Source organism: Saccharopolyspora sp. MMCC62, from assembly GCF_057736575.1.
Genome location: NZ_JBYKCM010000011.1, coordinates 164287 through 190367, shown reverse-complemented (window position 1 = coordinate 190367; position 26081 = coordinate 164287). Strand labels below are relative to the sequence as shown.

At 71.0% G+C, this 26081-nt stretch carries 31 protein-coding genes; 13 read left to right on the top strand and 18 right to left on the bottom strand.

All coding sequences use genetic code 11. The features are described from left to right. Together AC29IT_RS24435 and AC29IT_RS24430 are read right to left on the bottom strand one after the other, a co-directional pair. Entirely contained in the window at positions 1-1338 is a 1338-nt protein-coding gene (locus AC29IT_RS24435; protein ID WP_488220230.1) for a sialidase family protein, read from the bottom strand. A gap of 144 nt (positions 1339-1482) precedes the next feature. Then, positions 1483-3984 (bottom strand): DNA translocase FtsK, encoded by a 2502-nt coding sequence (locus AC29IT_RS24430; protein WP_488220229.1) that lies wholly within the window; start codon positions 3982-3984, stop codon positions 1483-1485. Between the two features lie 125 nt (positions 3985-4109). On the opposite strand from AC29IT_RS24430, the gene AC29IT_RS24425 reads away from it, so the two are divergent. Further along, positions 4110-4964 carry a lysophospholipid acyltransferase family protein gene (locus AC29IT_RS24425; protein WP_488220228.1) on the top strand — a complete coding sequence of 285 codons (855 nt, stop codon included), beginning with the start codon at positions 4110-4112 and terminating at the stop codon, positions 4962-4964. 16 nt (positions 4965-4980) lie between these two features. Here the strand turns inward: AC29IT_RS24425 and AC29IT_RS24420 are convergent, their stop codons facing one another. Further along, positions 4981-5145: a hypothetical protein gene (locus tag AC29IT_RS24420; RefSeq protein ID WP_358441381.1), complete on the bottom strand. Its 165-nt coding sequence runs from the start codon at positions 5143-5145 to the stop codon at positions 4981-4983. Next, entirely contained in the window at positions 5124-5429 is a 306-nt protein-coding gene (locus tag AC29IT_RS24415; RefSeq protein ID WP_488220227.1) for a hypothetical protein, read from the bottom strand. Before AC29IT_RS24415 ends, AC29IT_RS24420 begins: the two co-directional genes overlap by 22 nt. A gap of 183 nt (positions 5430-5612) precedes the next feature. Here AC29IT_RS24415 and AC29IT_RS24410 point away from each other — a divergent pair, with 183 nt between their 5' ends. Beyond that, complete coding sequence (locus AC29IT_RS24410) at positions 5613-7196, top strand: alpha/beta hydrolase (RefSeq protein ID WP_488220226.1); 1584 nt, start codon at positions 5613-5615, stop codon at positions 7194-7196. A gap of 56 nt (positions 7197-7252) precedes the next feature. Here the strand turns inward: AC29IT_RS24410 and AC29IT_RS24405 are convergent, their stop codons facing one another. The 5 genes from AC29IT_RS24405 to AC29IT_RS24385 all read right to left on the bottom strand — a co-directional run bounded on the left by AC29IT_RS24405 (position 7253) and on the right by AC29IT_RS24385 (position 10353). Next, positions 7253-7993: a hypothetical protein gene (locus tag AC29IT_RS24405; protein WP_488220225.1), complete on the bottom strand. Its 741-nt coding sequence runs from the start codon at positions 7991-7993 to the stop codon at positions 7253-7255. 213 nt (positions 7994-8206) lie between these two features. Then, positions 8207-8671: a DinB family protein gene (locus tag AC29IT_RS24400; RefSeq protein ID WP_488220224.1), complete on the bottom strand. Its 465-nt coding sequence runs from the start codon at positions 8669-8671 to the stop codon at positions 8207-8209. A gap of 18 nt (positions 8672-8689) precedes the next feature. Then, positions 8690-9343 carry an SAM-dependent methyltransferase gene (locus tag AC29IT_RS24395; RefSeq protein WP_488220223.1) on the bottom strand — a complete coding sequence of 218 codons (654 nt, stop codon included), beginning with the start codon at positions 9341-9343 and terminating at the stop codon, positions 8690-8692. 264 nt (positions 9344-9607) lie between these two features. Then, the gene (locus AC29IT_RS24390) at positions 9608-9829 is read right to left on the bottom strand and encodes a hypothetical protein (protein ID WP_358441365.1); all 222 of its coding nucleotides are present in this window, start codon (positions 9827-9829) and stop codon (positions 9608-9610) included. Beyond that, positions 9826-10353 (bottom strand): hypothetical protein, encoded by a 528-nt coding sequence (locus tag AC29IT_RS24385; RefSeq protein WP_488220222.1) that lies wholly within the window; start codon positions 10351-10353, stop codon positions 9826-9828. Before AC29IT_RS24385 ends, AC29IT_RS24390 begins: the two co-directional genes overlap by 4 nt. A gap of 139 nt (positions 10354-10492) precedes the next feature. On the opposite strand from AC29IT_RS24385, the gene AC29IT_RS24380 reads away from it, so the two are divergent. The 10 genes from AC29IT_RS24380 (at position 10493) to AC29IT_RS24335 (ending at position 16529) form a co-directional block, all read left to right on the top strand. Continuing rightward, positions 10493-11353, top strand: a complete 861-nt coding sequence (locus AC29IT_RS24380) for a helix-turn-helix domain-containing protein (RefSeq protein ID WP_488220221.1) — start codon at positions 10493-10495, stop codon at positions 11351-11353. A gap of 17 nt (positions 11354-11370) precedes the next feature. Further along, complete coding sequence (locus AC29IT_RS24375; protein WP_488220220.1) at positions 11371-11559, top strand: DUF397 domain-containing protein; 189 nt, start codon at positions 11371-11373, stop codon at positions 11557-11559. Between the two features lie 97 nt (positions 11560-11656). Continuing rightward, positions 11657-11845, top strand: a complete 189-nt coding sequence (locus AC29IT_RS24370; RefSeq protein WP_488220219.1) for a DUF397 domain-containing protein — start codon at positions 11657-11659, stop codon at positions 11843-11845. Positions 11846-11944: 99 nt separating this feature from the next. Beyond that, positions 11945-12133: a DUF397 domain-containing protein gene (locus AC29IT_RS24365; protein ID WP_488220218.1), complete on the top strand. Its 189-nt coding sequence runs from the start codon at positions 11945-11947 to the stop codon at positions 12131-12133. 170 nt (positions 12134-12303) lie between these two features. Beyond that, complete coding sequence (locus AC29IT_RS24360; RefSeq protein WP_488220217.1) at positions 12304-12672, top strand: SAV_915 family protein; 369 nt, start codon at positions 12304-12306, stop codon at positions 12670-12672. Next, complete coding sequence (locus tag AC29IT_RS24355; RefSeq protein WP_488220216.1) at positions 12672-12953, top strand: hypothetical protein; 282 nt, start codon at positions 12672-12674, stop codon at positions 12951-12953. Before AC29IT_RS24360 ends, AC29IT_RS24355 begins: the two co-directional genes overlap by 1 nt. A 2-nt stretch (positions 12954-12955) precedes the next feature. Then, positions 12956-14101, top strand: coding sequence for a hypothetical protein (locus AC29IT_RS24350; RefSeq protein WP_488220215.1), 1146 nt, complete (start codon positions 12956-12958; stop codon positions 14099-14101). A gap of 101 nt (positions 14102-14202) precedes the next feature. Further along, positions 14203-14736, top strand: a complete 534-nt coding sequence (locus tag AC29IT_RS24345) for a hypothetical protein (protein WP_488220214.1) — start codon at positions 14203-14205, stop codon at positions 14734-14736. Positions 14737-14915: 179 nt separating this feature from the next. After that, entirely contained in the window at positions 14916-15350 is a 435-nt protein-coding gene (locus AC29IT_RS24340) for a hypothetical protein (RefSeq protein WP_488220213.1), read from the top strand. Positions 15351-15788: 438 nt separating this feature from the next. Continuing rightward, complete coding sequence (locus AC29IT_RS24335) at positions 15789-16529, top strand: DUF4190 domain-containing protein (protein ID WP_488220212.1); 741 nt, start codon at positions 15789-15791, stop codon at positions 16527-16529. A gap of 45 nt (positions 16530-16574) precedes the next feature. On the opposite strand, the gene AC29IT_RS24330 is transcribed toward AC29IT_RS24335, so the two are convergent. The 4 genes from AC29IT_RS24330 to AC29IT_RS24315 all read right to left on the bottom strand — a co-directional run bounded on the left by AC29IT_RS24330 (position 16575) and on the right by AC29IT_RS24315 (position 19813). Further along, entirely contained in the window at positions 16575-16892 is a 318-nt protein-coding gene (locus AC29IT_RS24330) for a hypothetical protein (RefSeq protein ID WP_358441333.1), read from the bottom strand. Beyond that, on the bottom strand, positions 16889-18364 hold the full coding sequence (locus AC29IT_RS24325) for an alpha/beta hydrolase (RefSeq protein WP_488220211.1): 1476 nt from the start codon (positions 18362-18364) through the stop codon (positions 16889-16891). The genes AC29IT_RS24330 and AC29IT_RS24325 overlap by 4 nt, the downstream gene beginning before the upstream one ends. A 258-nt stretch (positions 18365-18622) precedes the next feature. Continuing rightward, complete coding sequence (locus tag AC29IT_RS24320; protein ID WP_358441328.1) at positions 18623-18886, bottom strand: hypothetical protein; 264 nt, start codon at positions 18884-18886, stop codon at positions 18623-18625. Between the two features lie 315 nt (positions 18887-19201). After that, the gene (locus AC29IT_RS24315) at positions 19202-19813 is read right to left on the bottom strand and encodes a TetR/AcrR family transcriptional regulator (RefSeq protein ID WP_488220210.1); all 612 of its coding nucleotides are present in this window, start codon (positions 19811-19813) and stop codon (positions 19202-19204) included. Between the two features lie 94 nt (positions 19814-19907). On the opposite strand from AC29IT_RS24315, the gene AC29IT_RS24310 reads away from it, so the two are divergent. Then, complete coding sequence (locus tag AC29IT_RS24310; RefSeq protein WP_488220209.1) at positions 19908-20573, top strand: hypothetical protein; 666 nt, start codon at positions 19908-19910, stop codon at positions 20571-20573. A 99-nt stretch (positions 20574-20672) separates the two neighbouring features. On the opposite strand, the gene AC29IT_RS24305 is transcribed toward AC29IT_RS24310, so the two are convergent. The 5 genes from AC29IT_RS24305 to AC29IT_RS24285 form a co-directional block, all read right to left on the bottom strand. Then, entirely contained in the window at positions 20673-20930 is a 258-nt protein-coding gene (locus AC29IT_RS24305) for a hypothetical protein (RefSeq protein ID WP_358441320.1), read from the bottom strand. A 148-nt stretch (positions 20931-21078) separates the two neighbouring features. Next, positions 21079-22803 (bottom strand): ribonuclease J, encoded by a 1725-nt coding sequence (locus tag AC29IT_RS24300; protein WP_358441317.1) that lies wholly within the window; start codon positions 22801-22803, stop codon positions 21079-21081. Beyond that, the gene (dapA, locus tag AC29IT_RS24295) at positions 22800-23741 is read right to left on the bottom strand and encodes a 4-hydroxy-tetrahydrodipicolinate synthase (RefSeq protein WP_358441314.1); all 942 of its coding nucleotides are present in this window, start codon (positions 23739-23741) and stop codon (positions 22800-22802) included. The genes AC29IT_RS24300 and dapA overlap by 4 nt, the downstream gene beginning before the upstream one ends. A 225-nt stretch (positions 23742-23966) precedes the next feature. Next, entirely contained in the window at positions 23967-24593 is a 627-nt protein-coding gene (locus tag AC29IT_RS24290) for a TIGR03085 family metal-binding protein (protein WP_358441312.1), read from the bottom strand. A gap of 19 nt (positions 24594-24612) precedes the next feature. Beyond that, positions 24613-26016 (bottom strand): serine/threonine-protein kinase, encoded by a 1404-nt coding sequence (locus AC29IT_RS24285; RefSeq protein WP_358441309.1) that lies wholly within the window; start codon positions 26014-26016, stop codon positions 24613-24615. Positions 26017-26081: the final 65 nt, after the last annotated feature.

Below are 26081 nucleotides of genomic sequence, written 5' to 3'. Positions count from 1 at the left end.
TCAGCGCCCGGGGCGCGGGTCGAGCGGGGTGCGGCCGGTGTCCGCGGTCGCCGCGTCGCCGTCGCCGTCGCCGTCGATCGGGCCGGTGCCGAAGAACGCCTCGCACGGCCCGCCGATGTACTTCTCGAAGTCCGTGACGACGTGGATCAGCGACTTCCCGTCCTCGGTGGGGACGACGGACGGGCTGAACCCGCGGCAGGTGCTGCCCTGGTTGTGGTCGATGTGCACCGGGGCGTCGATCTCGCGCCAGCCGGTGGACAGGTCGGACGGGTGGTCGTTGACCATCAGGGTGCGGCCGTTGCCGGGCGCCCAGCCGCCTTCGTCGCCCGCGAGCATCTGGTAGGCGAGGACGAGCCTGCCGTTCGGGTCGTCGCCGGGCGCCCAGGTGATCGTCGGCGTGCCGAGCGGCTGCCCGCCCGTGTCCGAGACGATCTCGGTTCCGGGGTCGTAGGGGTCGCCCCAGTCCCAGCCGTCCGGCGAGGTCCGCATCCACACCGTGCAGGTGTGCACCGGGTCGAAGTTGCACATTTCGTAGGTCATCACATAGGTGCCGTCCGGCAATTGGCGAACCCCCGCCATGCCCGGCCGGACCCGGAATTCGTCCTGCTTGATCGCATCGCGTTCGTCGGTCCAGGTGATCCCGTCCTTCGACCGGATCTGCACCATTTTCTGATCGTGCGCCGGGTCCATGTCGTCCGAGTAGAACGCGACCAGATCACCTTCCGCGGAGACGGTGAACTCCGGTTCCCAGATTCCCGGACCCGGCGGTTTGGCGACGACGTCGGACATGAAGGTCCAGTTCCGGCCGTGGTCGTCGCTGCGCCACAGCCGGACGCTGCTGGTGCGGGTCTCTTCGTCGTCGCCGACGCCGGCGGTGCCCGCCCACAGCAGGGTGCCCGCGGGCATGTCGCCGACCTGGCGGGGCAGCTCGTAGAGGGTGGAGCAGCACATGCCCTTGGCGTTCTCGCCCGCCGGGTCGCGGATCTCGCCGACGGGCTGGAAGGACTTCCCGTCGTCGGTGCTCTCGTAGATCACCGCACGTCCGGCGTTGTCCACGTAGGTCGTCATGCTGGCCAGGACGCGGCCGTTCGCCAGGCCGCCGTTCTCCAGCCGGACCAGTCTCGGGTAGCTGCTGCCGCCCTGGCGGAACATCTCGCCCTTCGAGATGTCCATCGGCACCGGGTCGGTCGCCGGCGGATCGGCCCAGGCGCTCGCCTGGTACCAGCCGGCGAGCAGCAGCACCGACAGCGCGGTGGCGGCACCGGCTCGTGCTTTCTTGCCGTTCATCGCGAACCCTTCGATCGAGGAGCGGCGCAGAACATATCCGACGGTGATCACGGCGTGAACCCTGTTGGCACATTTCCACCACTCCCCTGAACGGCGGTGTCGTGCTGGTGAAAAGCACCTGTCGAGACCGTTTCGGAGAGGAAGATCACCGCGAGAACGACGACGGCCCCGCCGGAATTCGGCGGGGCCGTCAGCTCACTCCTCGGAATCCGGTGGCGGTCCGCCACGAATCGAGTACAGCGCGTTCTCGAGTTCGTCGGGTTTCACGAGCACGTCGCGCGCCTTGGATCCTTCGGACGGTCCGACGACGTTGCGCGATTCGAGCAGGTCCATCAGCCGCCCGGCCTTGGCGAACCCGACGCGCAGCTTGCGCTGCAGCATGGAGGTGGAGCCGAACTGGCTGGTGACGACGAGTTCGGTGGCCTGCAGCAGCACGTCGAGGTCGTCGCCGATGTCGGAGTCGACCTCCTTCTGCTCGCCCGGCTTCGCCGCGGTGACGCCGTCGGTGTAGTCCGGTTCGGCCTGTTCCTTGGTGTAGGAGACGACGCGGTGGATCTCCTCGTCGCTGACGAAGGAGCCCTGCACGCGCTGCGGCCGCCCGGCGCCCATCGGCAGGTACAGCGCGTCGCCCATGCCGATCAGCTTCTCCGCGCCCGGCTGGTCGAGGATGACCCGCGAGTCGGTGAGCGAGGACGTCGCGAACGCGAGCCGCGAGGGCACGTTCGTCTTGATCAGGCCGGTGACGACGTCCACCGAGGGCCGCTGGGTGGCCAGCACCAGGTGGATGCCCGCGGCGCGCGCCTTCTGCGTGATCCGCACGATCGCGTCCTCCACGTCGCGCGGCGCGGTCATCATCAGGTCGGCGAGCTCGTCGACGATGGCGAGGATGTACGGGTACGGCCGGTACTCGCGTTCGCTGCCGGGCGGGGCGGTGATGTCACCGGAGCGGACCTTCGCGTTGAAGTCGTCGATGTGGCGCACCCGGTTGGCCTGCATGTCCTGGTAGCGCTGTTCCATCTCGTCCACCAGCCAGCCGAGCGCGGCCGCGGCCTTCTTCGGCTGGGTGATGATGGGCGTGATCAGGTGCGGGATGCCCTCGTACGGAGTGAGCTCGACCATCTTGGGGTCGATCAGGATCATCCGGACCTCTTGCGGCGTGGCCCGCGCCAGCAGCGACACCAGCATCGAGTTCACGAAGCTGGACTTACCGGAACCGGTCGAACCCGCGCACAGCAGGTGCGGCATCTTGGCCAGGTTCGCGGTGACCATGTGGCCTTCGATGTCCTTGCCGAGGCCCATCACCAGCGGGTGCTGGTCACCGGAGGCGGTGGTGGAGCGCAGCACGTCGCCGAGCCGCACCATCTCCCGGTCGCTGTTGGGCACTTCGATGCCGACGGCGGACTTGCCGGGGATGGGGGCGAGCAGCCGCACGTTGTCGGTGGCGGCGGCGTAGGCGATGTTCTTGGTCAGCGCGGTGATCTTCTCGACCTTCACGCCGGGCCCGAGCTCGACCTCGTAGCGGGTGACGGTGGGGCCGCGGACGAAGCCGGTGACCTGCGCGTCGATGTTGAACTGCTCCAGGACCGCGGTGATGGCCTCGATCATGGAGTCGTTGGCCTTGCTGCGGGTCTTGGGCGCGTCGCCGCCGGTGAGCGCGTCGAGCGGCGGCAGCTTGTAGTCGCCTTCGACGGCGCGGCTGATGGTGAGCTTGCCGCTGTCGGCGGGCGGTTCCTCGGGTGCTTCGGCGGCGGCGGGGACTTCGGCGGCCTTCTTGCCGCGCGGTTTCGTGGGCGCTTCCTCGGGCACGTCGTCGAGGGAGAGCTGCTGCATCTTCTTGGTGCCGCCCTTGCCCTTCTTGGGCGCGGCGCCGGTGTCCTCGTCCTCGACGGGCGTGGAGCTCTGGCGGCGGCGGGAGGGGCGGCGCAGCTTCACCGTCTCCGGCTCGACCTCTTCGGTGAGCGGTTCGCCGTCCTCGACGGGCCTGCCGAGGAGCTTGGTGCGCAGGGTGGCGAGCGTGGTGTCGGTGAGCAGCATCAACCCGAACAGGCCGACGAGCACCAGCACCGGCACCGCGACCCAGCCGGTGAGGCCCTGCGCGAGCGGCCCGCCCGCGAGGAAGCCGAGCACTCCCCCGGCTTCCGGCCAGACCAGCCAGTCGCCGGGCGCGCCTTCGGCGATGTGCAGCACGCCGAGCGCGCTCAGGGCGAGCAGCACGGATCCGAGCACCACGCGCGGCCGCGCCTCCGGGTTGTGGTCGGTGCTCGCGAAGAACACCGCCACCCCGGCGACGACGACCGGCAGCACCAGCACGGCGTCGCCGATGACGAAGCGCAGCCCCCAGTCGAGCCACTGCCCGACGGGTCCGCCCGCGTGCCACCAGATGCCCGCGGCGGTGATGACGGCGGCGGCGAGCGCGATGATCGCGAGCCCGGTGCGGCCGTGCGCCGGGTCGATGTCCTTGGCGCGGCTGAGCACGCCGCCGACGCGGGGCTGACCGCGCTGCGGGGTGCTCTTCTTCGCCGGGGCGCGGCGCGGCGCGTGGGTGGAGCCGCGGCCGCCACCTCCGCCGGAGGTGGTCTTGCCGCTCTTCGCACCCGTGGTGCCGCTTGAGCTTCGTCGTGAGCTCTGGGCCCGGCTCCTCGAACCTGGTTGTGACTGGTTCTTGCGCTGGGCACCGCTCGTGGTCCGGCCCGCCATGGGTCTCACGTTATCTCGACGGGGCACCTCCCGTCACAGGCGGCACAGCGGCCACACGGGCGATCTGCCTCGGATGTTCCCGTCCCGCGTTCCTTCGGTCGGTGCTTGTGCCATCCTCTGTCGTCATGGTCGCCCAGCCCGTTGGTCCCCTGGAGCCGAGCCCGCGTTCCGCGCGCGCGTCCCGGCGGTCCCGCGCCCGCTCGTTCGCGCAGGCACCGCTGCTGTGGCGGGTGCTGCTGCGGATCGACCGGGCGCTGGTCCTGCTGACGGGGAGGCTGCGGGTCACCGGGGACGTGCCGGACGAGCTGCGCGGCGGGCCGCTGCTGCTGGCGGCGAACCACATCGGCAACATCGACGCGCTGGTGCTGATGGCCGCGTGCGGGCACCGGCGGCTGGCGCTGCGGTTCCTGGCGACGGGCGGCCTGTTCGAAGCGCCGGTGCTGGGACCGATGCTGCGGCGGTGCGGGCACATCCGGGCGAACCGCGGCAAGGCGAACGCGGCGGAGGCGCTGGACGACGTGGTGCGTTCCCTGGAAGCGGACCACCGCCCGGTGCTGGTGTACCCGGAGGGCCGGTTGAGCCTGGAGCCCGGCCTGTGGCCGGAGCGCGGCAAGACGGGCGTGGCGCGGATGGCGCTGGCCTCGTCGGCGCCGGTGATCCCGGTCAGCCAGTGGGGTGCGCACGAGGCCATGTGCTACGGGATGTTGCGCGTCGAGAGCGCCCGGGACGTGCGGGTGCTGCTGTCCTCGTGGTTCGCGGCGATCCGGCGGCGCCCGGTGCTGCAGGTGCACTTCGGGGACCCGGTGGACCTGAGCGACCTGTCCGCGCACCGCCCCGGCGACGCCCGCCGCGCCCGCGACCGCATCATGCGCGCGATCACCGCGGGACTGGTCCCGCTGCGCGCGGACGAGCCGGACGTCCCGAGCCACGAGGACCCCACCCGCCCGGTCACCGACCAGCGCAGCCCCTGGCGGCCGTAGTTCGCGGCCCCCGCCGTCACGCGCCGACCGGTCGCCTGCAGAACTCGCGGGTCGAGGGCAGCACCAGCAGCACGGTGGTCGCCGCGAGAACCAGCGGCAGCCCCCAGAACCGGCCGAGCATGACGGTCGCGTTGCCGAAGCCGGTGCTCGCCAGGTTGATCACGCCCAGCACGATGAGCATGATCCGCGCCCAGCGGCACCGGTCCCCAGCATGATCGCGGGCGGGACGACCAGCGCGGCGTGCAGCAGCACCGGGATCGAGAAGACCACGACCATCGGGTGCGGATCCACGATCAACGCGATCAGGAAGAAACCCGCGGGCACCGCCACCCCCACCAGCCGGATCACCTGTGCCGGCCACACCGGCGCGGGCGCGGACTTCCAGCGGGCGAGCATCGCTCGTCCGGGGTGTTCGGGCGCGACCGGCTCCGGCGCGGTTCCTCCTCCAGCTCGGTTCGCGAGCACGGTATTCACCGGGATCGGACCGCGGGAGCGCATTTCCACTCGGTTCCGGTCCGCGGCGCGTTCACTGGGAATGGACGTGATCGGGCTGTTTCACGGAACGGCTGGTGGAATGCGAGTCCGCTGAGCAGACTGGCTCGGTCGGCGATCCACGGCGGACGCCGGAAACGGACATCGAGGACCGAAGTGCAGAAATCAGCGACCGCGACCGCGGTGACCGGCCTGCTGGCCGCGAGCCTGCTGTGCGCACCGGCGGCTTCCGCCGCACCGAATCCCTCTTTCGAACCCGCCCCCGTTTCCTGGGGTCCGTGCGAGGACGAATCCTTGCAGGAGGCGGGCGCGGAATGCGGAATGCTCGACGTCCCGCTGGATTACGCGAATCCCGGCGGGGAGCACATCTCGCTGGCGGTGTCCCGGGTGCGGCACACCGTGCCCGAAGACCAGTACCAGGGCGTGATGTTGCTGAACCCGGGTGGTCCCGGTGGTTCCGGCCTGTACCTGGCGGGCTTGGGCGAATCGGTTCCGCACGGCGCGGGCGCGGCCTACGACTGGGTCGGTTTCGATCCGCGCGGCGTCGGGTCGAGCGTTCCGGCGCTGTCCTGCGATCCGGGCTACTTCGCGCACAACAGGCCGGACTACCTGCCGACGACACCGGAGAAGGAGCGGGCGTGGCTGACCCGCACCGACGGCTACGCGGCTGCGTGCGGGAACACCGGCGGTGAGCTGCTGGACCACATGCGCACGACGGATTCCGTCGAGGACATGGAGAGCATCCGCAAGGCGCTCGGCCAGGACCGGCTGAACTACTACGGCTTCTCCTACGGCACCTACCTGGCGCAGGTGTACGGCACGCTGCACCCGGAGCGGTTGCGCCGCGTGGTGCTGGACGGCGTGGTGAACGCGGCGGACGTCTGGTACCAGGCGAACCTGAACCAGGACGTGGCGTTCGACCGCAACATCGGCATCTTCTTCGACTGGGTGGCCCGCTACGACTCGGTGTACCACCTGGGCACCACGGGCGATCAGGTCGAGCGGCTGTTCTACGCGGAGCGCGCGAAGCTGGAGGCGCAGCCCGCGGGCGGCGAGATCGGTTCGTCGGAGTGGACGGACCTGTTCCTGGCGGCGGGCTACGGCCAGACCGGTTGGGACAAGCGGGCGAAGGCGTTCGCGGGCTGGGTGCACGACGGGGACTGGCGGCCGCTGGTGGACATCTACGACGCGGCGAACACACCCGGCGACGACAACGGTTTCGCGGTGTACAACGCGGTGCAGTGCACGGACGTGCAGTGGCCGCGGGAGTGGGCCCGCTGGCAGGCGGACAACTGGGCGACGCACGCGAAGGCACCGTTCGAGACCTGGGCGAACGCCTGGTACAACGCGTCCTGCCGGAACTGGGCGGCGCCCGCGGGGCAGCCGGTGGACGTGGACGGCGGGCAGGTCGACGGCGCGCTGCTGATCAGCGAGGAGCTGGACGCGGCGACCCCGTTCCCCGGCGCGCTGGAGGCCCGGAAGCGCTTCCCCGGCGCGAGCCTGATCAGCCTGCCGGGTGGCACGACGCATTCGGGTTCGCTGTCCGGCAACGCCTGCGTGGACGACCGGATCGCCGAGTACCTGACGACGGGCGCGCTCCCGGAGCGCAAGCCCGGCGCGGGGCCGGACGTCACCTGCGAGCCGCTGCCCCAGCCGACGCCGGAGGACGCGGCGACGGCCGGGCCGAAGCGCCCGGAGCAGCCGCGGATCCTGCAGGAAGCCCTGCACCGCTGGCGCTGATCCGGTGACCGCGTGCCCTCCGCCCGCGCCGGGCGGAGGGCACGTCCGCCTCCGGGTCAGCTCGGGTCGAGGTCGGTGCAGCCGATCTCGTCGGGCAGCAGCGGCCGGAACAGCAGCCGGAAGCCGATGCCACCGCTGCCCCACCGGGTGCTGGGATCGACCTCCCGCGCCCAGGCGGCCGCGGTGGTCGCGTCGCCGCCGGTGAGCACGGTGCAGCGGCCGCCGGGCACGCGCGATCCGTGCACGGGTGGCGGGAACGGCCAGGGTCGTCCACCGGGCCTGCCGTCTGCGTCGAAGGCGATGACGGCCAGCCGGTCCACTGCCGGAACCGGGGTGGCGGGCCGGGTGTCGCGCAGCTCCTGCACGAACTCGACGAGTTCCGGTGGCCCGGACGGCCGGTCGGTGAACACCAGCTCGGTGCGGTGCACGGCGCCGCCGGAGCGCAGGTCGACGTGCACGCTGGTGCTGCCGAGCACCGCGGCGTCGCCGTGCCTCTCGTCCGCGGCGAGCCCGGCTTCGTGCGCGGCCCGGTACTGCGCGTCCACTTCGGCGTCCTGGAGGTGGCTCGCCACGAAGGGGTGCAGCGAGCCGACCGGCGCACCCGGCGTGATCACGGTGCCGTCGCCGTAGAGGCTGTAGTCGGGGATGGCCCCGCGGACGGGTTGCGGTGGTTCGGCGCGGACCCGCAGCAGCAGGCCGTCCCGGTCGCGCGGTGGTACATCGACGTCGCCGCACGCGGTGGCGGCGAGCAGTCCGGCTGCCGCGAGTGCGGGCAGCGCCCTGCCGAGTCGGAACATGAGCACCCCTCGGTGTGCCGTCCGCGCGGATCTCCGGGCGGCGTCGACGAGATCCGGTGCTCCCGCGCCATGATCGCGGGAGCGCGGCGCTCACTGTTCCGGGACCGGCCGCGAAGATCACCACTTTTCCCCGTCATGACACGAAAAGAGCAGCGCACAGGACTGTCCGGCGGATCGGTTCCGCCGCGTTCGGCCCAGTGCGCTGCTCCGTGCTCAGCGTCCGGTGCTGCCGTCGAGCTGTTCGCGGATGATGTCGACGTGGCCGGCGTGCCGCCCCGTTTCCTCGATGAGGTGGGTGAGCGCCCAGCGGACGCTGGGCCCGGAGCGCCCCGGGAGGGGTGCGGCGAGGTCCTCGCACCCGTCGAGGACGTCGTCGGCGCGCCGCACGGTGTCCCGGTAGCGGGCGAGGACGGTGGGCACGTCGTCGGCGGGCGCGGCGTGGAACGTGGCCTGCCAGTCGTGGACGCGTTCGCCGAGGAACGTCGCGGCCTCCACGTGGGTGAGGTGGTTCAGCAACCCCAGCAGGTTGGTGCCGCTGGGCACGGCCGCGGTGCGGACCTGCGGTTCGGGGGCACCGTCGACCTTCGCGGCGAGCGAAGTCCGCAGGTAGCCGAGGAATCCGCGCAGGACTTCGGCTTCACCGGCACCGGTCCGGGGTGGCGGGGTGTCGCGGGACATGCGGTCGGTCCTCCCGGTTCAGCCGTCGGCGCGGCGGATCACCAGCACGTGGTCGGTGAGTTCGGCGGTGCTGCCGTCCGGTCCGGTGGCGGTGCGCCGCGGTGAGTCGGCGCGCTCGACCGTCCAGGTCCGCGGGTCGAGGCCGATGCCGTCGGCGACCTCCTGCGGCGGCGGGTAGCGCAGGTCCGGGCTCTGGTCCCAGGACCACGGCGCGGTCGACCCGTGGTCGACGACCAGCAGCAGCCCGCCGGGGCGCAGCGCGTGCGCGGCGGCGCGCAGCACGCTCGCCCGGTCCAGGTCGAACGGGGTGTGCAGGTAGTGCGCGGAGATCAGGTCGTACTCGCCCGCCGGGAACCCGCCGCCGAGGTCGTGCCGCGCGGCGGTGAGCCGGTCGCCGAGCCCGCGGTCGTGCGCCAGCGCGGTGAGCCGGTCGGCGGCGACGGCGGAGATGTCCACGGCGGTGACCCGCCAGCCCTGCTCGGCGAGCCACAGCGCGTCGCCGCCGCCTCCGCACCCGAGGTCGAGCGCGTCGCCGGATCCCGGGCCGGGTCCGGGTCCGGGGACGGGTCCGGGGACGATCTCGGTGAGCCGGAGGTTCGGCTGCGGCTGCGGCCGCTCGGCCCGCGCGGCGTACACGCCGTCCCAGAACTCGTGCGCGTCGGTGCTGCTCATCGGTGTCCCTCTCATCGGTGGACGCCAGTCTCACCGCGGCGGTGCACTCACCGCACGATTCCTTGCCGCCCCGGCAAAAACCCCACCCCGAAGAGCCCCGTCGGCCCGCCAGGTGAATGACCCATTCGCCTAGCGGGACTGGGCGGATGGGCCATTCACCTGGGGGCCCGGCCGGTGGGCTGTCGGGGAGGTCGCCGCACCGGCCGGGCGTCCCGGGGCGAGGGGTCGGAGAGGGGATCTCGCCCCGGGAGTGCGCGGGAGCGGTCAGGGCCGCTCGCTCTTCAGGGTGTCGTTGCAGTCGGGGCAGGTGGGCGCGCGGCACCAGTCGAGTTCGCAGGGCTGGGCCATCGCGAGCCGCCGCCCGCACACCGAGTCCTCGGCGGGCTGGTTCTCCCAGCGCCGGCCGCGGAACGCGTGCCGCACGAGGTCGCCGGAATCCGGGACGGGCAGCCAGAAGTGGCGTTCGGGTTGCCGTTCGTGGCTCACGCGGCGAGCCCCGGTGGTTCGTCGGCGAGCGCGATGACGGCGCCGACGCTGACGAGGACCTCGTCGGGCGGGGCGACGACGGGGACTCGGCCACCCGGACCCCCTCCGTCCACTGTGGAGGAGAACAGCGGCGTGACCGCGGTGGCGCGCCCGAGCACCGAGCGCCGCCCGATGGCCGAGGCGCGCCGGACGACCACGCCCCCGCGGGTGGCCGAGTCCCGGCCGGCCGCACTCCCGTCGAAGGACGCACCTCCGCTGGTGGCCGCGACCGCGCTCCTGCCGGAGGACGCACCCCCGCTGCCGGCCGAGCCCGGTCGCGCCGGTGCACGCCCCGCCGGGAGTTCGGTGATCGATGCGGTTCTCCCCGGCACGGCGCGGAATCCGGCGGCGTGCAGGGTGCGCCGAGCCTTGCGGCGGGCGAGCCTCGCGCGGACGGCTGGCGAGTCGAGGGCGAACGCCAGCCACGGCGCCGCGGCCGTGGCTCCCATCAGCACCAGCACGAGCGGGCCTTGCGTCGAGGACATCCGAACCCCCTGTCGATCAATGTTGACGCAACACTATTTCCGCAAATGCGGTTTAGCTAGTCGCCTGATCGTGTAGTTCCGCTGCGATTGCTGATCGCGGGAGACTGATCCGGCCAGTGAAGATCACGACGGAGGCGGGATGGCGACACCGACGGTGCGGCGGCTCCAGCTCGGCAACGAGCTGCGCCACGCACGGCAGAAAGCCGGATTCGAGCAGCACGAAGCCGCGAAGGAGCTCGACTGCGCGGACAGCAAGATCTCCCGGCTGGAACTCGGCCAGGGCGGCATCACCAAGGGCGATCTCAAACTGCTGCTGGAGTTCTACGGCGTGGACCCCGCCGACATGCAGTGGATGTTCGAGCTCGCCCGCACCCGCAGCACCCGCGGCCGCTGGACCGGATACCGGGCCGTGTTCCCGGAATGGTTCCGGATGTACGTGGATCTGGAGACGGACGCGGAGAGCATCCGGCAGACCAAGACGGAGATCGTGCCGGGCATCCTGCAGACCGAGGGCTACATCCGGGCGCTGCACGAGGCACCGGTCCGCACGGACGGCGAAAGCGCCGACGAGAGCGTGCTCGCACGCCAAGAGCGACAGGTTTCCGTTGCCCGAGAAGGCGACCCACCGACGATGGCCTTCGTCCTCTCGGAATCGTGCCTTCGCCGCCAAGTCGGCACCGACGCGGTCATGCGGGATCAGCTCGGCTACCTGGAAGAGATCGCGGCACGCCCGAACATCGACCTGCAGGTGATGCCGTTCCAGGCCGCGACACCGGTCGGCGGGATCTCCTACGACTTCACGTTGCTGCAGATCCCGTCCTCGGACATCTCCTCCGCGCTGGAGTTCGTCTACGTCGAATCGTTCGACGACGCGCGCTACCTCGACGACAAGGACGCGGTGTCCGCCTACACGCGCCAGTGGCACCGTCTCTCCGCCGCCGCGCTCGGCCCGAGCGAGTCTCTCGACCTCATACGATCGGTGGGCAAGCAGTACTCGTAGCCGACGAGAGGCCCACCATGATCGCTCGCGACCTGACCGGTGCCACCTGGTTCAAGAGCAGCTACAGCAATTCGCAGGACGAATGCGTCGAGGTCGCCTTAGTCCCCGGCGGCGCCGGGGTCCGCGACACCAAGGACCGCGACGGCGGAACCCTCACCTTCACCAGCACCACCTGGTCGGCCTTCCTCGGCACGCTGAAGGACTGACCTCCCCGGGAGGCGGGACGCCTACCTCGCGAGGATGGGCGGCCCGCCTCCGATGTCAGGTCCAGCACGCCGAGCTCGCATTGAACGAGAGGCCAGCATGTCCGAGCAGAACCTCACCGGTGCCACCTGGTTCAAGAGCAGCTACAGCCCGACCCAGAACGAATGCGTCGAAGTGGCTCTGATCCCCGGCGGCGCCGGGGTCCGCGACACCAAGGACCGCAACGGCGGAACCCTCACCTTCACCAACACCACCTGGTCGACCTTCCTCAGCACCCTCAAGGCCTGATCCCCGGAGCCGTGGGCCGCCCCTTCCTCGTGCGGGTGGACGGCCCGCCCCACCACTGCAGTTTCGACCCGCCGAGCTCGTGCAGAACGAGAGGCCACCATGAACGACCGCGACCTGACCGGCGCCACCTGGTTCACGAGCAGCTATAGCAATTCGCAGAACGAATGTGTTGAAGTGGCCTTAGCTCCCGGCGGCGCCGGGGTCCGCGACACCAAGGACCGCAACGGCGGAACCCTCACCTTCAACCGCACCACCTGGTCGGCCTTCCGCAACACCCTCAAGGCCTGACCGCTCCGGAAAGACCTGCGGGCCGTCCCACCACCCACACGGCGGGACGGCCCGCTTCCCCACCCCGAACTGCTCCGATCAGACGGTGAGTAGTTTCCCTCTCTCCACCTTCTCGCCCGTTCGGTACCGTCCCGCCGGACGTGATCGATGGACAACGGCGAAGGTGACGAATGGTGTACGGCGACGCGCACGTCCTCCGCGAGCACGAGAACGAGGCCCCGGCCGTCTTCGGAGCGGAACAGCTCCCGGACGACGCGGAAGACGACCAGCCACCACGGCAGGCGTTCCTCCCCGCCGAGCGGATCACCGACCGAAACCAGCCGGTCACCCTCGAACTGCGCGCGCTCACCGACGGCACGACGGCGATGCTCGCGTTCACCACGCTTGAGGCGCTGGTCACGGGATGCGGCGAAGCTCAGCCGTGGATCGCGGTCGAGGGCACCACGGTGCCCGATCTCCAGCGGCGCTGCGGCGCCGGGCAGATCCTCTGGGACGTGTCGGTGCCCACCGAGCAGCGCCGCGACGAGGTGTCCCACTGATGGGTGTCGAAGCCGATCCCCAGGTTCTGGAACAGGTCGCCACGACCCTGCGCAACGCGGAGACCGATCTCGACGCGGGCGCCACTGCCCCGCCACAACCCCAGGCCGGAGACATCACCGAGCTGCTGTCCGCGACGCTGGAGCTGCTGTGCGAAGGCATCGGCAACGTCGCCGCCGGTGCGGGCGGGCTCGGCCAGGCCGTCACCGAAGGCCGCGCGGACTACCAGACGATCGACTACGACCAGGCGCTCAACCTGAAGCGCGCGCACTCCGGGGGCTGACCGTGGACGAACTCGACACCGAGATCAAGGGCGACCCGGAGAGCTTCACCGCGACGTGCCAGTGGCTGCGCGACACCTCGGCGAACATCGAGCACGCCGAGCAGGACTACCTCCGGGCGCGCGGTTCCTCCGAAGCGGGCTGGGCCGGCGCGGCGGGCGACGCGTTCCGCGACGTCGCCTTCCAGGGAGCGCGGATGGCGGGCGACACCGTCCAGGCCGTCTCCGAGGTGTGCACCGCGATGGAGATCCACGCCGACGACCTCCGCACCGCACGCGCCCAGATGCAGCGCGCCCGCGACGCCGCCCTCGACGGCGGCCTCACGATCCACGGCTTCAAGATCCAGCCGCCCGGTGAGGCACCGCCCGAACCGACGCCGCTCCCACCCGACGGCTCCGCCACCCAGCGGCAAGCACAACGCCACGAAGTCGCCCTGGCAGCCGTGGCCGACTATCAGCGCAAGATCACGGCCTACCGCGAAGCCGCCGACACCGTCACCCAGGCCAAGAAGACCGAGACCAACTCCCAGAACCTCATCGTCCGCTCCATCGCGGGCATCATCGACCCGGTCAAGCTCGGCCTGAGCTTGGGGGATGTGTCGACGGGGCTCACCGCTGCGATCGCAGCCCGAACCTCGACGTGGACGCAGGTCGCCAAGCAGGTCAAGCCTGCCGCCGAGGTCGCCTCCAAGTTGGCTCAGAACACCAGCATGAGCGCGACCGGCCGCTTCACCGCAGCCCAAATAGCCGCTGAACGGAGCACGGCTCACGCCAGCGCACTGGCTGAGGCATACCCGACTCGGATCGCGGCGTCCATCGAGAAGCACGTACCCCGTTGGCTGAGTTCGAGCCTGGACCAGAAGGTCATCCCGGAGCGGGTTCCGACTCCGAGCAACTGGCTGCTCAAAGGATCGACCAAGCTCGGCAAGAGCATCCCCGTCGCGGGCGTCCTCTTCACAGGTGCGGGCGTGTACTACGACATCGACAACGGGAAAGATCCGACGCAGGCGATCGCTTCCGGCGGAGCCTCCTTGGTCTCCGGCGCCGTCGCGGGCGCCATGATCGGTGGCCCGGTGGGAGCGGTCGGTGGAGCGATCATCGGCATCGGGGTTGGCATCATCGTGGACGAAGGATGGAATCTGCTCGACTGATGTCCGTTCGCCCGCTCAGAAAGGACAACGGCCCAGTGCCACAAGCAGCGCCTCGACCGGATGTGACGACCGGAACCCCACGACCACCTCGCGCACCCGTGGTGATCAGCCCGCAAGAGTCCGGCGAACGGGATCCGGCACGGGCGCGCTTCCCGCCCGCACCACGCGGTTCGGGCCCGGTTCTCGAATGGTTCCAAGAGTCGAGCTCGAACGGCATCAAGTCCGGGTTGTTCGTCGGCTTCCTGATCGCCGCATTCCTGTCGTTTAAAGACTGGGGATTCGACTGGATCACCAGCTGGGGCCTGTGGGCATTCGTCCTCGCCCCCGTCCCGATCTTCTACCTCTACAGCCGCGGTGGGGGTCTCTCGGCCGGGGCTGACTGGTTCGCGACCAGCCGCAGACGTCACGTGCAGCTCTACGAGCTGACGAAGGTCACCATCACGAACCCTGCGGGCGTAGACACATGGGTGCTCGAACTCACCGATCGGCGCGGTGGTTTCGCCGGAGTCAAACTGCGCGAAGCGCAGCAGAACCGAGCACTGTGGGACCTCGTCTACAACGGCATCGTCCACTCGGTGAACAGCGGCACCGCCACCGCGAACGAACTCGCGCTCGACAAGCTGCAGCTGCGGTGACAGAACAAGCCCGCCCGCACTCCCCCGCGCGCAAACCCGATCCAGCCACCGGACTGCCGCGCCCGCCGCAAGCGCCGGTGCTCGTCACCTGGCGGACCGAGGGACGCACTCGACGCGCCTTCGCACGCTTCCCGCCCGCGCCGCCGGGCGAAGGCCCGATCTTGGAGTGGTGCCACGGCATGGACGCCACCCTGCTCAAAGCCGGCTTGTTCCTGAGCGTGCTCGGCGTGCTCCGCTACTGCTGGCTCGACTGGGGATTCGAATGGGCGCGGACCTGGTGGCTGTGGCTGATCCCCGCCGCCGCTGCCGTCCCGTTCTACCTCCGTGGCCGCAGCGCGGGGTACTCGGCCGGAGCCGACTGGTTCGCGAGCAACCGCACCACGTACGTCCGGCTCTACAAGCTGCTGCGGATCGACATCGAGACCCGTGCCGAAGACTCCGAGCCGTGGCTCGTACTGACCGACGGGTGGGGCGGCTCCGCCCGCGCTCCGCTGCACCGGATCCAGCGCAAACGCGCGCTGTGGGACCTCGTCTACAACGGGATCGCGCACTCCGTGCACCGAGGCCCCGCCACCGCCACCGGCCGCGCCCTGGACCTGCTGAAGCTCCGGTGATCGCCGCGAGCAGACGGTCACAGCCCCAGATCGAGCGCGTCCTGCGTGTCGCTCCGGCAACGTCTGCCCCGCGTCGAACGAGAGCCCTCTCTACCTCAACGTCGAGATCCCACCCGGCGGCCCCCTCACCTTCACCCGGATCTTCGACGTCGCACCCGAGCCGGGTGAGCTGCGGATCTCCGTCGCACCGCGTTCGTACGCCACCGATACCGCGTACTTCAGCGGCCGATTCTGATCTCCCGTCCGCGGTCGGCGCATCCACGGCGGAAATGCCGGACGACACCGAGCACGCAGTTCAGGCGAGAACCACACCTCCGGGTGACCTTTCGCAGAAGCGCGGACAGCGCGGTCTCCGGGTGGGAACGATCTTGCGGACTCGACGTTCCGGCGTGCGCGCCGGCGTCACTCGTTCCGCACGTTCTCCCCGGAGGAAATCCCATGTCCGCAGTGGTCCCGCCGCCGACGACCCCGAAGAACGGGCTCGGCACCGCCGGGTTCGTCCTTGGTCTGCTCGCCCTGCTGTTCTCGTTCATCCCGATCATCGGCCTGATCGCCTGGCCGCTGGGCATCCTCGGGCTCGTGTTCGGCGTCATCGGCATCATCCGGGCGCGCAACGGCCTGGCAAACAACCAGGGCATGGCGATCACCGGCACCGTGCTCGCCGGGATCGGGCTGGTGATCTGCTTCGCCTGGGTGGGCCTGTTCGGCTCCGCCGTGAACGAGGCCGCGAAGCAGTCCGAGTCCGCGGGCGTCGCGGCGCAGCAGGACGCCGTGCCCGCCGCCGACGACTCGGCCCCGGAGGTCATCGAACTCGGCTTCGGCCAGACCCACACCTGGCGCGGCGGCGAATCCGTGCAGGTCGCCGAACCGAAGGAGCACCAGGGCAACCCGTACCTGCACGACTCCGGCTCCCGCGCCGTCGCGGTCGACCTGACCATCACCAACGGCACGACCGACGAGATCAACCCGCTGTCCTGGGACATCACCGCCACGCACGCCGGACGGCCCGCCCGCTACTCGCTGGAGGACCGCGCGTTCATCAACGCCGAGATCGCGCCCGGCGGGACGCTCACCATCACCCGGATCTTCGACGTCGCGCCGGAGCAGGGCGACCTGCGGATCTCCGTCGCGCCCAGCCACTACGCAGCGGACACCGCCTACTTCCACGGCGACTTCTGAGCCGCACCACCGATCACCTCGCCCTGCCCCTATCGGGCGGGGTGATCACCGGCCGCCGAACGCCACCCCGAGCACGGCGGCGCACAACAGCACGGCCCAGACGCCGAGCACGATCCGCGCGAGCACCCGCCGCCACGTGAGGACCCCGATCAGCACCGCCGTGCCCGCTCCCGCCAGCACCGCGTACATCGACACCCAGAGGGTCGCCAGGTTCCGCTCGATCTCGCTGCCGCCGAAGCCGCGCACGGTGACCGGGAAGACCACGCACCACGCCGCGACGCCCAGCGCGAACAGCGCCCAGCCGACCACGTGCCCGAACACCGCGCCGAGGATCCGCAACCGCTCAGCTCTCGTGGTCTTCACGGACGTCCCTCCTCCACACCCGCGACGACGCGAGCCATTGATTCGAGCGACGTCCGCCTGTCCCAGTAGTCCGTGTGACCCCCGCCCGGATCGGTCTCCAGCGAGCGCGCGCCGAAGTGCGGATCGGAGGGGTTCATCCCGAACCAGTGGTCGTCCTCGCCGTCGAAGAAGTCCCGCGGATCCAGCGACGGCGTCCACGAGTCGATCGCGTCCCGGCCGGACGTGCCGGACCAGACGTGCTCGGGCGGCACGCCGAGTTCCCGCGCGTGCTCCACGCCGACGCCCGGCGAACCGAGGAACACGATCTCGTCGGTCGCCAACCCGTGGTCCCGCGCCGCGTAACCGACCACCGTCGAGCCGTAGGAATGCCCGAGCACGGTGTTGTGGCCGGGTTCCCCCTCATGCGTGGCGCGCAGGCCCTCCTGGAACCGGGCCAGCTCACCCTTCGCCTCGACCGCGAACCCGTCCTGCCCGGCGGAACCGAGATCGTTCGGCGATTCGTACCCCACCCAGGTCACCGCGGCCACAGGTGCACCGCCCGCGTGCCGTTCGGCCAGCAGGCGCAGGCGTTCATCGCGCTCCAGGGCGTCCTTCGCCCCGTCGAGGTCCGAGTAGGTTCCGGGAACGCTCGTGACGACGTGCCGGGCGGTGTCCGGGTTCCCGCTGGCGATGATCAACGTCCCTCGGCCGTGCGCGGTGGTGTCGACGCCCAGCAGGTACTTCTCCGGTGGGCCCGTCAACCGGTCGTCGATCATGTCGAGGAAGTGCACCGTCTCCCGCAGCTCCCGGATTCGCGCCAGTTGCGCGGCGGGCCTGCCGCCGGGCGCGGACCGCGTCGTCTCGACCAGCGCCCGCAACTCGCCCACCTTGCCGAGCAGATCAGCTCGTCGCCCGGCCAGCAACGCCCGGTTCGCCGAATCCCGCGCCACCACCGGAACCCCGTCGGTGCGTCCGACCAGCTCCGGGAAGCGGTCGAGCAGATCGGTGCGCTGCGCGGAGGTCAGTGCCGACCACATCCCGTGCACCGCGTGCGGACCACCGAGCACCGCCTTCTCCACCAACGCGCGGGTGGCGCCCGCCGCCCAGTCGTCCAGCGCCCTCGCCATCCCCGCGAGGCCGATCGCCGCCGGGCTGGTCGCCGTCGCCGCGGCTTCGCCCCACTCCGCGTGCAAGCCGATGGCTTCCAGCCCCGCGCCGTTCGCGCGCAGTCCCGCCAGCAGCCTCTCGTGGGCGGTGGTTTCCAGCCGACGTGCGTCGGCGACGGTCTGGGCGGCTTCCGCGTAAGCCGCCTGCTTCCGCGGATCCACGGGTGGCGATGTGCCCGGCAGGCTCGACTCCGGGAGCCCCACCGACGCGCCAGGCGGGTGGATCGTCGCGTTCAACACGATCAACCCGGCCTCGTGCGCGATCCCCTCCGCCTGCCGCATCCGCGCCCGGACCGTGTCGAGATCATCGGCGAAGACGTGCAACACGCGCGACAGGTTCGCGCAGAGCTCGGCCAATTCGACGATGTCCCGCCCGTTGCGGGTCGCGGCCGAGCGGAACGCCTCCGACGCGGCCCCTTCCCATTCCGATTCGGATTCGGAACGGGTCCGGAACCATCCGGAAGCGACATCGTCGACACCGGCCGCGTACCGCCCCATGGATTCGGCCACTCGGCGAAGCGACTCCGGGTCACCTGCGGTGAAAATGTTGAGGCTCATCGTTCCCCCGAACGATCGCTCGAATCCTCAGCGGTGGAACAACCGCTCGTTGTCCGCGTCGACCGCGGCGTAAGCGGAGCCGTTCGCGTGCAGCCCCGCCGAGGTCCGCTCCGCGACCTCCAGCGCTCCGGCCGCGGCACGGACGAGCTCTGCGATCAGCGCGGTCACCGCAGCGGAGGACGGACCCGCATCCGCTTCCGGCGGCGGACTCGTCATCACCATTCCCGCGGTGGAGCCGTGCAGGTCGAACGCCAACCGGTCGATCACGTCCGGGTCGACTCGAAATCCCATGGTGCACCCCTCGACAAGCCGGAGAGCCATTGGATTCGAAGGTAGCGAAGCGCCGGATTTCACCATAGCGGATATCTACTCATCACACGATCAGCCGGTACCGCTGACTCCGCAGATCAATTGATCAGCGTTCGGCACTACGCGCGGTCGATCCACCACGTCGGTCAATCCGTCGATCAGGGCAACCGATTCGCACACCCGACCACGAACGGAGGATCTCGCCCATCTCGCCGGAATATCTACCTGAACCGAATTCCACTCGGAATAGCACAACCGGAAAGAAATCCAGGAATATTCTAGCCATCGATCGGCGACTCACGCGCTCCGGGGATCCAGGACCGCATCGACGGCCAGGTACAAGGCGTCCGTCTCGGTCTGCGGCAGCGAGTCCTCGGCGGGGAGCGCGCGCTCCATCGACAGGCCGTTGAGGACCGTCATCAGGAATCTCGCGCGCCGCTCGTCGTCGCCCGCCGCGAGCACCCCTTCATCGACCAGGACGGACAACCAGTACTCGGTGCGCCGCCGACCCTCGCGCTCCATGCCGAGGTACGCGGCCCGGACGTGCTCGTCCGGCTCGGGGGCGATGAAGCCCTCGTAGACCTTCCCGAACGCGGCCCGCGCCTCCTGCCCCGCCCCGACCGGCGCGAGCACCTGCCGCAGGCAGGCGACCAGCCGGTCCCGCGGCGGCACCGAGCGGTCGTGGATCGCGTCGTCCGAGGCCACCAGGCCGTAAATCCCGGCGAGCACCGCATCGCGCAGGTCGCGCTGCGTCGGGAAGTGGTACCGCAGCGAGCCCGTGCTCACCCCGGCCCGCGCCGCGACCGCCCGCACGCTCAGCCGAACCGCCGCGTCCTCGCCGAGCATCGTCGCCGCGGCCACCAGGATGCGGTGCCGGGTGCTCAGCACCGGGTCGTTCCCCTCGTCCATGCCCACTCCCGCACTGTACTGATACACCGTGCTAGCCCATTTCTAACACACTGTGCTAGCGTCCGTCCACACATTCTAGTACAGCGTGTTACAGGTGTTTCCAGGTGAAGGGGCGGGCATGTTCGAGGAGTGGCGGCGGCAACGCGCGGCGAAGCGGATCGAGGACGGGGACGGGCACCCCTTGAAGCCCTACCGCTGGTGGCAGCAGTTCAGCCGCTCACTGCGCTACCACCGGCTCGACGACCGGACCGAGTACGCCGTCGACGTCCGGCTCGGCGGGGACGTGAACACCGGCGAGATCAAGGCGAAGCTGTACCGCGACGGTCGACACCACGCCACTTCCAAGGTTCCCGCGGCCTTCCCCGTCGAAGGCGGCACCATCGAAGTCGCGGTCAGCCGCGCAGGCCTCAAGCGCTGCCACTACGTCACGGCCGCCGGCGCCGAACAGCCGCTCTTCCCCGACCCGAAATCCGCCGAAGGACGCCGCGCCCGGCTCGAACGCGATCACCCCGCCACCAGCCGCGCGCTCGGCCACCTCTCGGTGCTGCTGCTGGTCATCGGCGTCGTGCTGCTCGCGCTCCAGGTCGCCGAACCGATCTCCCGCATCCCGCCCATCGCCGAGAACATCGGGATCTTCGTCTCGCCGGTGCACCTGCCGGTGTGGCTCAACACCGCCCTCACCATCGGCGCTGCGCTGGCCAGCACCGAACGCGCGCTCCGGATGCGCCACCACTGGCTGCTCGACGGCGCGGGCAGCTGACCCCGCGCAGGCGGGCGTTCCCGGCTCGGGGCGTTCCCCGCAACGACGAACGCCCCGAGCCGGGAACGGCTCGAGGCGTCGCGCACTACGGTCGAGCGATCAACCGACCCGCCCCAGGACGAAAACCCGTCCGCACGGTTCCTTCGACGAACTCGGGTCGCAGGTGTCGCCGCCGCAGGGCTCCTTCGAGGACTCCGGATCGCAGCCGCCGTCGCCCTTGTCGTCGCCCAGCACCCCGACCCCCGCCGGTGCGTCCAGCACCTGCGACACCGGCGCGGCCACGGCCGAAGCCGCAGTGGGCGCGGCCAGCAGCGCCGCTGCCGCGAAGACCGCGGCCGTGGTGAACCTCTTCATCATGATGTCGACCCCTTTCCGGGAACCTGCCCGGATCAGGATGCGGAAAAGTGCAGGGCACAGCGGTCGCCGCGGACCGCGGGCCGCTGCCCGCGGGGATACCCCGCACCCGGTTCCGGCACCAGAGCCGGGACCGGGGTGCGGGAGCCGATTAGGAATCGACCGGGAGCACGTTCGGGACGATCATCGGGCGGCGGCGGTACTTGTCCGCCACCCACTTGCCGACCACCCGGCGCACGGCCTGCGCGATCCGGTGCGTATCGGTGATGCCCTCCGACTCGGTGCGGGCCAGCTCCATCTCCACCAGCGGCACCACGTCGTCCAGCGCCTTCGGATCGTCGGAGAAACCACGCCCGGAGATCGTCGGGCTGGACACCGCCCGTCCCGTCGCGGCCTCGACCGCCACGGTGATCGAGATGAAACCGCCCTCGCCCAGCACCAGGCGGTCCGACAGCGTCGACTCGCCCACGTCGCCCACCGACAGGCCGTCCACGTAGACGTGCCCGACCTCGACGCGGCCGGAGACCTTCGCGATGCCGTCGACCATGTCGACGACCACGCCGTCCTCCGCGATCACCACGCGCTCCGCCGGAACCCCCGTCAACCGGGCCAGCTCGGCGTTCGCGCGCAGGTGCCGCCACTCGCCGTGCACCGGCATCACGTTGCTCGGGCGCACGGCGTTGTACAGGTACAGCAGCTCACCGGCGGACGCGTGCCCCGAGACGTGGACCTTCGCCCCGCCCTGGTGCACCACGTCCGCGCCCAGCCGCACCAGGCCGTTCACCACGCCGAACACCGCGGTCTCGTTGCCCGGGATCAGCGAGGACGCCAGCACCACCGTGTCCCCGGCGCGGATCCGGATCTGCTTGTGCTCGCCGCGCGCCATCCGGGACAGCGCCGACAGCGGCTCGCCCTGCGAACCGGTCGAGACGAACAGCACCAGGTGCTCCGGCATCGCCAGCGCCTCGTCCAGCTCCACCAGCAGGCCCGGCGGCACCCGCAGGATGCCCAGGTCGTTCGCGATGCCCATGTTGCGCACCATCGACCGGCCCACGAAGCACACCTTGCGGCCGTGCTGCTCGGCGACGTCCAGCACCTGCTGCACGCGGTGCACGTGGCTGGCGAAGCAGGCCACGATCAGCCGCTGCGTCGCCTTCCCGATCACCCGGTCCAGCACCGGGCCGATCTCGCGCTCCGGCGTCACGAACCCGGGGACCTCGGCGTTCGTCGAGTCCACCAGGAACAGGTCCACGCCCTCGTCGCCCAGCCGGGAGAACCCGGCCAGGTCGGTGAGCCTGCCGTCCAGCGGCAACTGGTCCAGCTTGATGTCCCCGGTGTGCAGCACCACGCCCGCGGACGTGCGGATCGCGACCGCCAGCGCGTCCGGGATCGAGTGGTTGACCGCGAAGAACTCCAGGTCGAACACGCCGTGCTTGCTGTGCTGGCCCTCGGTGACCTCGACCAGCACCGGGTCCTGCCGGTGCTCCTTGCACTTGGCGGCCAGCAGCGCCAGCGTGAACTTCGAACCCACCACCGGCAGGTCCGGCCGCAGGCGCAGCAGGAACGGCACCGCGCCGATGTGGTCCTCGTGGCCGTGCGTGAGCACCAGGGCCTCGACGTCGTCCAGCCGGTTCTCGATCGCCCCGAAGTCGGGCAGGATCAAGTCCACACCGGGCGAGTCGTCCTCCGGGAACAGCACACCGCAGTCGACGATGAGCAGCTTGCCCTCGTGTTCGAACACGGTCATGTTCCGGCCGACCTCGCCGATGCCGCCCAGGGCGGTCACCCGCAGGCCGCCCTCGGGCAGCGCAGGTGGCGGCGCCGAGGCCGTCGGGGTCACGGGCTGGTGTTCGGAAGCTGTTGCGCGAGCGCTCAACGCGTCACCTCTGCTGCGGCGTCGGGATTGACCAGGACCAGACCGGCGTCCCACAGATCACTCGTGATCACCCGCACCTGCTCGTCGGTGGCCTGCGGCAGCGGCAGCCGGGGATGCCCCGTCTCGTAGCCGCACAACCGCATCGCCGTCTTCGAGAACACCACGCCGCCGACGAAGTTCATCGACCGGTACACCGGCATCAGCCCGACGTGCACCTCGCGCGCGGCGGCGATGTCGCCCGCCTCGAACGCGTCGAGCATCTTGCGCAGCCGGTCGCCGACCACGTGCCCGATGACGCTGACGAAGCCGACGGCCCCCACCGACAGCCACGGCAGGTTCAGCGGATCCTCGCCCGAGTAGTAGGCCAGGTCGCTGTTGGACAGCACCTCGCTGCCCGCCCACAGGTCGTGCTTGGAGTCCTTGACGGCCTTGATCTGCGGGTGTTCCGCGAGCCGCTTCAACGTGTCCGTGTGAATGGGCACCACCGAGCGCGGCGGGATGTCGTAGAGCATCACCGGCAGCTCCGTCGCATCGGCCACCGTCGTGAAGTGCGACAGCAGCCCCTCCTGCGGCGGGCGGGAGTAGTACGGGGTCACCACGAGCAGCCCGTGCGCGCCGGCCTTCTCGGCGGTGCGGGCCAACTCCACCGAATGCGCGGTGTCGTTCGTGCCCGCTCCCGCCACCACCGTCGCGCGGTCCCCCACCGCTTCGGCGACGGCGCGCAGCAACCGCTCCTTCTCGTCATCGCTGGTCGTCGGGCTCTCGCCCGTGGTGCCGTTGACGACCAGGCCGTCGTTGCCGACGTGGTCGACGAGGTAGGTCGCGAGCTCCTGAGCCAGCGCCAGGTCGAGCTTCCCGTCCGCGTCGAACGGCGTCACCATGGCGGTCAGGACCCGGCCGAACGGCCGTCCTTCAGTGGCGGTGGGACAGACGGTCATGGCCCTGACGCTACCTGGTGAGCCCACTGGTCAGCGCGCCGCATCGGCCACCACCGGTACCGGGCCCGGCCCGCGCCGAAGATCGCGGAAACCCGGCGGTCGCGGCGGGCGGACACCGGCCGCATTCCTGCTGATCAGCGCAACCGCAGGCGGATTTCCCGTGCTACCGCGCGAAAACGGCCCGGCACGGGACCACCGAGGGCGGTTCCGCGCCGGGCCGGGCGCTCAGAACGAGCGGCGCAGGTCCTCCACGGCGAGGACGTCCGCGTCGTTGCCGTCGATGTCCACCCGCGACTGCTTGCGCCCGAACGCGTGCAGCAGCAGCTCGCTCGACTCACCGCTGAAGCGCACCGTGCGCGGCCCGCGCTTCGCGGCGATCTCGGTGCCGTCCGGGCGGCGCAGCACCACGCCGACCGGGCTGCGCCCGTAGAACACCTTCGCGACCCTGCCCAGCGACTTCCACAGCGCCTCCTCCCGCTCCGGGTCGGCGGGGCGCGGCTGCCAGCCGGGCCGGGCGCGGCGCACGTCCTCGTGGTGCACGAAGAACTCGGCGGCGTTGACCGCCTCGTCCACGGCGCCGATCGCCAGCGGGTTCCACTTGGGCGCGCCTTCGCGGACGGTGCCGATCAGCTCCGGCCACGGCTTCTCCCGCAGCTCCTGCTCGACCTTGTCGCCGCGCTCGGCGAGCGCCTTCACGAACTTGCCCGCCAGCGCGTCCGGGCGGCGTTCGCGCAGCACCAGGTGCACCGCGAGGTCCTTGGTCGTCCACTCGCCGCACAGCGTCGGCGCATCCGGTCCGACCTGGTCGAACAGGTCGCAGAGTTCCCGGCGTTCGTCGTTGGCCACTCCCATGCGGACAGCTTACCGGGGTTCAGCTCTGCGTGACCGAGGTCGTCAGCGGGGTGCCGTCGGCGCTGCGCACGTAGCAGTACGAGACCTGCGCTCCCCGGTCGTTGGACGGGTCGCCGTCCAACGAGGTGACCCGCTTCGCCTCCCACGCCGTCCGGGTGGGGACCACCGCGCCGTAGCGCAGCCCGCCCGGGTCCCGGACCGCGTCGCTCGCGAAGTGGGCGCCGCACAGGCCCTCCGCGAACCGGGCCAGCGCCGCGTCGCCGGGATGGGAGACGTCGCTGCCGGACCGGCCGCCGAGCACGTCGGCCGCCGCGTAGATCTCGATCTCGTGCGGTTCCGAGCAGGACCGGAACCGCGCCGAGGTGACCGACGCGCCCGGTTCCAGCCCCGTGTCGGCGCACGGGTGCTCCTCGCCCATCTCGAACGGTTCCAGGTCGCCGCCCCCGCCGTAGGTCAGCGTGGGCAGCCGCGCCGACGGACCGCCGACCGCGGCCGGGACGTCCGCGGGCTCCTCGCCCGCGACCCGGCCCAGCAGCAGGCCCGCCACGAACAGCAGCACCGCCGCGGGCACCGCCACCGGCCAGGTCCGGGACCGCACCGCCCGCACCGGATCCGCCGCGGAGCCCGGCAGCAGCGCGCGGGCCCCGTCCACCGTCAGCCGGGCGCGCGGGTCCGCGACGAGCAGGCCCGCGATCAGCCTGCCGAGTGCGCCGTGCTCCCGGGACGGCCGGGGCGTCTCGTGCAGCACCGCGTGCAACGTCGCCGCCGTGGACTGCCGCTCGAACGGCGACCGGCCCTCCACCGCGAACAGCAACGTCGCGCCGAGCGCCCACAGGTCCGAGGCCGGAGTCGCCACCGAACCCTGGATGCGCTCGGGTGCCAGGTACGCGGGCGAGCCGATGAGCGCCCCGGTCGCGGTCAGCCGCGGATCGTCCACGGCCTGCGCGATGCCGAAGTCGACCAGCTTCGCGCCCGCACCGGTGAGCAGCACGTTGCCGGGCTTGACGTCCCGGTGCACGATCCCCGCCTCGTGCGCCGCCTCCAGCGCGGACAACAACCGATCCGCCAGCGCCGCCACCTCGGAGGTCGACATCGGCCCGTCCCGGGCGACGCGGTCGGCGAGGGTGACCGCGCCGGGTACCAGCTCCATCACGATGAACGTGGTTCCGTCGTCGTGGAGCACGTCGTGGACGGTGATGGCGCCCGGGACGGTGAGCCGGCCCGCCGCGCGGACCTCGCGCAGCAGCCGCTCCTCGATGACGCCCCGCTCCTCCACCGGCAGGCCCGCCGGGACGTGCAGCTGCTTGATCGCGACCTCGCGGTGGATCCACTCGTCCCTCGCCCGCCACACGACGCCCATGCCGCCGCGCCCGAGCTCGTCCAGCAACCGGTAGCGACCCGCGATGGTCCGCTCGTTCGACACGCTCCGCACCCCCTGATCGCCCTGCGTGGCGATCATCGCACTGCGCGTGCCGGATTCCACCCGTT

What these genes read in the sequence shown, in the direction of transcription:
- AC29IT_RS24315 (WP_488220210.1), bottom strand. Translation starts at nt 19,813, where the DNA reads ATGGACGAGGGGAACGACCCGGTGCTGAGCACCCGGCACCGCATCCTG.
- AC29IT_RS24370 (WP_488220219.1), top strand. Translation starts at nt 11,657, where the DNA reads ATGTCCGAGCAGAACCTCACCGGTGCCACCTGGTTCAAGAGCAGCTAC.
- AC29IT_RS24405 (WP_488220225.1), bottom strand. Translation starts at nt 7,993, where the DNA reads ATGTTCCGACTCGGCAGGGCGCTGCCCGCACTCGCGGCAGCCGGACTG.
- AC29IT_RS24320 (WP_358441328.1), bottom strand. Translation starts at nt 18,886, where the DNA reads ATGGGATTTCGAGTCGACCCGGACGTGATCGACCGGTTGGCGTTCGAC.
- AC29IT_RS24340 (WP_488220213.1), top strand. Translation starts at nt 14,916, where the DNA reads ATGGACGCCACCCTGCTCAAAGCCGGCTTGTTCCTGAGCGTGCTCGGC.
- dapA (WP_358441314.1), bottom strand. Translation starts at nt 23,741, where the DNA reads ATGACCGTCTGTCCCACCGCCACTGAAGGACGGCCGTTCGGCCGGGTC.
- AC29IT_RS24305 (WP_358441320.1), bottom strand. Translation starts at nt 20,930, where the DNA reads ATGATGAAGAGGTTCACCACGGCCGCGGTCTTCGCGGCAGCGGCGCTG.
- AC29IT_RS24335 (WP_488220212.1), top strand. Translation starts at nt 15,789, where the DNA reads ATGTCCGCAGTGGTCCCGCCGCCGACGACCCCGAAGAACGGGCTCGGC.
- AC29IT_RS24430 (WP_488220229.1), bottom strand. Translation starts at nt 3,984, where the DNA reads ATGGCGGGCCGGACCACGAGCGGTGCCCAGCGCAAGAACCAGTCACAA.
- AC29IT_RS24375 (WP_488220220.1), top strand. Translation starts at nt 11,371, where the DNA reads ATGATCGCTCGCGACCTGACCGGTGCCACCTGGTTCAAGAGCAGCTAC.
- AC29IT_RS24400 (WP_488220224.1), bottom strand. Translation starts at nt 8,671, where the DNA reads ATGTCCCGCGACACCCCGCCACCCCGGACCGGTGCCGGTGAAGCCGAA.
- AC29IT_RS24365 (WP_488220218.1), top strand. Translation starts at nt 11,945, where the DNA reads ATGAACGACCGCGACCTGACCGGCGCCACCTGGTTCACGAGCAGCTAT.
- AC29IT_RS24380 (WP_488220221.1), top strand. Translation starts at nt 10,493, where the DNA reads ATGGCGACACCGACGGTGCGGCGGCTCCAGCTCGGCAACGAGCTGCGC.
- AC29IT_RS24360 (WP_488220217.1), top strand. Translation starts at nt 12,304, where the DNA reads ATGGTGTACGGCGACGCGCACGTCCTCCGCGAGCACGAGAACGAGGCC.
- AC29IT_RS24420 (WP_358441381.1), bottom strand. Translation starts at nt 5,145, where the DNA reads ATGCTCATCGTGCTGGGCGTGATCAACCTGGCGAGCACCGGCTTCGGC.
- AC29IT_RS24425 (WP_488220228.1), top strand. Translation starts at nt 4,110, where the DNA reads ATGGTCGCCCAGCCCGTTGGTCCCCTGGAGCCGAGCCCGCGTTCCGCG.
- AC29IT_RS24290 (WP_358441312.1), bottom strand. Translation starts at nt 24,593, where the DNA reads ATGGGAGTGGCCAACGACGAACGCCGGGAACTCTGCGACCTGTTCGAC.
- AC29IT_RS24395 (WP_488220223.1), bottom strand. Translation starts at nt 9,343, where the DNA reads ATGAGCAGCACCGACGCGCACGAGTTCTGGGACGGCGTGTACGCCGCG.
- AC29IT_RS24355 (WP_488220216.1), top strand. Translation starts at nt 12,672, where the DNA reads ATGGGTGTCGAAGCCGATCCCCAGGTTCTGGAACAGGTCGCCACGACC.
- AC29IT_RS24385 (WP_488220222.1), bottom strand. Translation starts at nt 10,353, where the DNA reads ATGTCCTCGACGCAAGGCCCGCTCGTGCTGGTGCTGATGGGAGCCACG.